The organism is Priestia sp. 179-F W1.4 NHS (assembly GCF_045369295.1).
GTDB classification, from domain to species: domain Bacteria; phylum Bacillota; class Bacilli; order Bacillales; family Bacillaceae_H; genus Priestia; species Priestia zanthoxyli.
Map to the genome: position 1 here is coordinate 1 of NZ_JBIQFF010000042.1, position 4,994 is coordinate 4,994.

Annotated in this window: 3 protein-coding genes; 1 reads left to right on the forward strand and 2 read right to left on the reverse strand. The window is 29.0% G+C overall.

The window, feature by feature from the left end:
- The first annotated feature begins 91 nt into the window (after nucleotides 1-91).
- Complete coding sequence (locus ACH0CI_RS27970) at nucleotides 92-1,021, forward strand: hypothetical protein (protein ID WP_406902636.1); 930 nt, start codon at nucleotides 92-94, stop codon at nucleotides 1,019-1,021.
- Between the two features lie 752 nt (nucleotides 1,022-1,773).
- On the opposite strand, the gene ACH0CI_RS27975 is transcribed toward ACH0CI_RS27970, so the two are convergent.
- Complete coding sequence (locus tag ACH0CI_RS27975) at nucleotides 1,774-3,150, reverse strand: HNH endonuclease (protein ID WP_406902637.1); 1,377 nt, start codon at nucleotides 3,148-3,150, stop codon at nucleotides 1,774-1,776.
- Nucleotides 3,143-4,994, reverse strand: a 1,852-nt coding sequence (locus tag ACH0CI_RS27980) for an AAA family ATPase (RefSeq protein ID WP_406902638.1), incomplete at its 5' end; no start/stop codon positions are given. The genes ACH0CI_RS27980 and ACH0CI_RS27975, both read right to left, overlap by 8 nt.

Consider the following 4,994-nt stretch of genomic DNA (forward strand, 5'->3'; position numbering starts at 1 on the left):
CCTTTCATAAGACGTTTAACTAGGTCGAGGAATAGGGAAAAGATGTTAGATGTGAACTTATTGACATCATATTTTATAGGGGGGCTTATTTTTGTTAGAAAATAAATTGTTCTATTTTTATAAGAGCAAATTGAGTTACTGGAATTTAATAGGAAAGTATATACGGCGGAAAATTTTCTTCTCATCATTCTTAATTATCCTCTTTATTTGTTTTATGCTTTATCTAAATTATAAATTTCAATTTACGGACCTTAGTAACGATAGAGGTTACTTTTCGTTCATTATTTATATTCTTATTTTATTAATAACTCTGGCTGTTTCAATTTCTCTACTAATTCTTAAACCGTCTATTGCATTTGCCGAGAATAAATATGGAGTCAGATTTCAAAGTTATCAATGGGAACTTTTCTTATGCGCTATTATGAAAGTATATCTATTAAAACATATTTATATAGACAATGAAAAGATTGAAAAAACAGAAGAAACTTTTAAATTCTTTATAGCTAGATTAGAAAAGCAGTGGGAGCAGAAAAAAAAGGAGAGTTTTTCAAACGTGTATTCAACATCTGGTGCAAAAACTCTCACCATTTTCATACCAGTATGGGCAGCTTTTAACACATGGTTAATTAGAGATAATAATGACTTGACATCTTCAGTTCAATACATCGTCTATATTTCTATCACTTTTTTTGGATTCCTTTTCTTTTGGAAACTAGTTATTTGGAGAGGTTTTCTCAGGGACTTCTTAGAAGGTATATTTGAACGGGACCTCATAAAAATCTCCATACTCATAGAAAAACTTCAGATTATAAAGTTTTCGCACGAAAATTCTCATCATTATAAAGAGATAGATGAGTGTTTAATGAATAATAAGCAATTTATTGTTTCTATAATTCAAGATTTTGATAAAAAATATATATATTATCACCCTGATCCTCTGGAAAGAGCCTTGAGAAGATGGAAACAAGAAAGAAAAGAAAAAAAAATACAATCAACTTCCAAAAGTAATGTTTCAAATTAAAGAAAAGAACAATAATTGACTCAAGTAGCATTAAAAGATGAAAAAGCTGATTCTGCTTTAATAAGCAGAATCAGCTTTTTTGTAAGTGTTCAATCATTACATGTATGAACACTTGTTAGAATTTAATTATAAAATTTTTCTATTCTCATAATATATTACTTTTCATTCTTATTGATCTATTAGTCCTGTCCATGCAACCTTCCCGTCTACATCCAGCAAGGGATATCATTATATGTATATAGAATAAATTTACATATAGAACGCCTTCATGCTGATGCAAATAATAATTCGGTTTGGTAACTGCTTATCTTCCACTAAAAATGCCCCTTAATTATTTTCACTATAATAAGAGGGAAGAGTACTGTGTATGAATTTGGAAGATGGAGAGGTAATCAATAAATAAAAAATGGCTAACTATATTATCTTTATTGGGTGGTTCTTATTTTTAGTTCTTTTGTGAGTTGTTGTCTTATTATTTAAGGGTGAACATGGACAGTGGGCTTTAGAGCTTTATTAAATAAAGATCATTACGGCTGTTGGTACTTTGATAGTAATAGCTTATATAATAAGTTTTGGCCTCAAAGAACATAAATGAAAAGAGCAAGCTCCTTGGTACCAGAGTTTGCTCCTCTACTTTAATGCTTATTCGTGACTTCTCAATACCTTTCTTATTATTAAAAAAACATATTAAAAGGTAATGTTTGTAAAATAAAATAATATTAACTCTTTTTCATCAATTATCCAAAGAACATCTATTCTAAAATGCCTAATTCTAAGGCAACATCCTTAATTAATTTAGAAAAAGGTTCCTTTACTGGATTCCCTTCTCTTACGAATCTTCCAATAACTAGTTGTAAGACTTCTTCTCTACTAAAAAATAATTTCCCTTCATATTCTTCAAATAACTGGTTGATCCTTGTTTCGTCATATATAACAGCCTTCTTTATTAATTCCTGAATATAGTTCTTATGAAAAGCGTATAGTTCTTTAATTTTAAATGCCTTTATGTTTCCTTCAACCTTTTTTGAAAAGTGATTATCAACATCAGGGGAGGGCCTTAGACTAATTTCGAAATTAGTGGAATCTCCAAATAAAAAGGATATATCATATTCCCTATTAATCTCTGTGGATTTAGATACATCTTCTCTTAAATCATGTATTTCCTTCAATATTTTTTCTCTAGGATTAATTGTAAACAAGTAGTGTTGCTCAAAGCCACCTTCATATGGATTTAAATTATGTGTATAAGTAAAATCTTTATTCCGTTTAAAACTTGAATTGCACACTTTACAACTAGGTATTAGATTGTAAAATGATAAAGCTAAATAGGGATACTTACTTTTAGGAGAAAAGTGATCTAAATCTGCTCTAGTTTTCCCCGACTTAGTATGGAGTGTGCTAATGTATTGTCTATTACAGTAAGGACATACTGGAATATTCAAACTTAGAACTAATTGGTATGGTCCCCAACTTTCTTTTACATCAAAAAAATTTTTTTCCCTTTCTATTAAAATGCTATCATCAATAGCTTTGAAAATTTCTTTGACTTGTGATTTTAATGCTTTTAAGGTTAAATATTCCGTTTGTTTAACTTCATGTACTGCTTCGAGTACTTTATTTAGTATGAAATCATCAGAATATTCATTTTCTTTTGAGAAAGAGATTAACTCTTTAAGAACATGTTCTTTTATATGCTCCAGCTGACTATGTTTTTCATTTATTCCGTATTGTATTTTAATGTTATTTAAAGTTACTTTATCTAAATAGCTATTGATTTTTTTAAATTCATTTAGTAGTAAAGTTCCGTAATCCAGCAACTCTTCTCCGGCAAATGAGTCATAGTCAAATATTGCTTTTAATAATTCTTTTATTTCCTCTTGTTCCTGACCGTTCATCAAGAACAGTCTTCTTTCCAACGTAGTAATTATTCTGTGTAAGATACCTGGGTCACCACAGATTAATAAATATTTAATTTTCCCTATCTGGTTTAAAAAGCGTAATTGACGTCCAGTTAATGGTCCACTAGTTGTATTTACATGGGCATTGAATTTAGAAAGATACCTTTTATTAATAAAATCAAAGTGGCGTTTTAGAAGGCTTTCTGGTTCTGATACAGTAATTTTAATCATTCTGATACTTAAATCCCTTCTTACCCTCAAGTTTTTCTATTCTCCTTTTTAAATGTTCTATTTCTTCATCTACATTGATCAATCTTATTTTAAGCTGATCTTCTAACATACTTAACAATTTATTTTTAATGAGTGGCTCCCCAATCATATTAATCATTTTTCTTATCACTTCTTCATTTTTTCTTATTGTCCCTATATCATCGTTTAAGATGTTTATTAACCAATTAATTTTACTTTTAGCAAAATCACCTATTAAATCTCCCTTGAGAAAGAAGGAATCAGAAAACAAGGAATGTATATTAGCAGCAAAAGTAGGATTTTTATCTTTTAATCCATCCACGATTTTTACCTCTCCATTTACTTCTTTAAGAAAAATAACGCACTCTTTAGGTAAATCAGATAGCAAAATCGGAGAATTTGATGTCAATATAATTTGAGTGATTTTGTTTGGGAACAACCTCTTTAAAAAGGTTATAATATTACTAATAAATGATTTTTGCCATTGGGGATGTAAATAAACTTCCCCCTCATCAATTAAAATTAAAATGTGGTGACACTCATTAGAATCAATTTCCTTTTTAATACTATAAAATCTTGAATATAAATCTATCATTGCCTTTTGCCCTGAACTAAAGGAATTTGACCATTCAAAAGAAGCATAGGGTCGATTTTGAAAAGATAAAAAGAAATTTTTAACAAATTCTTTGAGGAACTCTAATTCGTTCTTTATTTCTATTTTTATCCCCCTTCTATCTAATCCTAATGTAATTTCTTTTCCATTAAGTAATTTAATTAAATTAATCATGGCATCCACCTGCTCAATGCCATAGTTGTCAAACATGATTGATTTTTCCTGAAGTTTCTTTATTCTTTCTAATTCTAATTTCCAATCAGATAAGAGTTGGATAACTCTTGTCATAGTATTTTTATCGCCACTATGGTTTAATTCTCCATTATATTTCCACAAAGTTTTTACTTTTTTATAATCTATGAGTTCGAGAAGTTCGTAAAAATAGTTATTAACCATAAGCTCAATAAATTTATTATGTAAATTTTCATCTTTAAGAAGATTCAGTATTGCTTGTCGATATGATTCTGGTAAGCTATTCTCTCCTTTAATAATGTAAGGGCTAGTAACCCTACTAAACCTTACATACAAGTGTCGGGGAAGATTAAAGTTTAAATTAAAGTTGTCAAATCCTGATATAAATTCCAACTGCCTCAAAACACTCGATGCATTGTAATCCTTAATTTGATCAATCTCTCCCTTTCCAAGAGATCTCTTCCAAATTTCTCTATCTGTTCTAACTAGAAAGTTAGTAGAAATATTATAAATTTGTTTTCTCTTTCCTTGTGGAAGTTTTTCTTTATATTCTTCTTCGAATGAGCCATCAAATATATTAGAGAAAAATATACAAGGTGTCTTAACGTCGGAAAGTTTAACATGGTTGTAAGATCCCTCCTTTAACATCTTCTCGGAATAAGGATACTCAATAAGTTGTATCTCGTCATTTTTTTCGATTTTTTCAATTAATGAATTGTGATAATAAACATAATTCTTTTGTTTGTTATTAGATACCTTTTCGGAATAAACCATAATAAATTTTCTGTTTGAAGAAAAACTTTTTTTACCATAAATCTCTTTTATAAATTCTAAAGTACTTGTCTTTCCAGCCCCATTAGCTCCAACAATGGCAGTAATGTTAGTAATTGATCCACTTGGATCAAAAAAATTTTTTATAGAATTCCTATTTTTCCTTATAATAAATTTTTTATTATTAAAGTCATAGCTATATGTAATTACTGGATCAAAATTTAACTCCAGTTTCTTCATCACACCGTAC

Excerpts from the sequence above, each read along its gene's own strand:
- ACH0CI_RS27975 (WP_406902637.1), bottom strand. The coding sequence starts at position 3,150 with ATGATTAAAATTACTGTATCAGAACCAGAAAGCCTTCTAAAACGCCAC.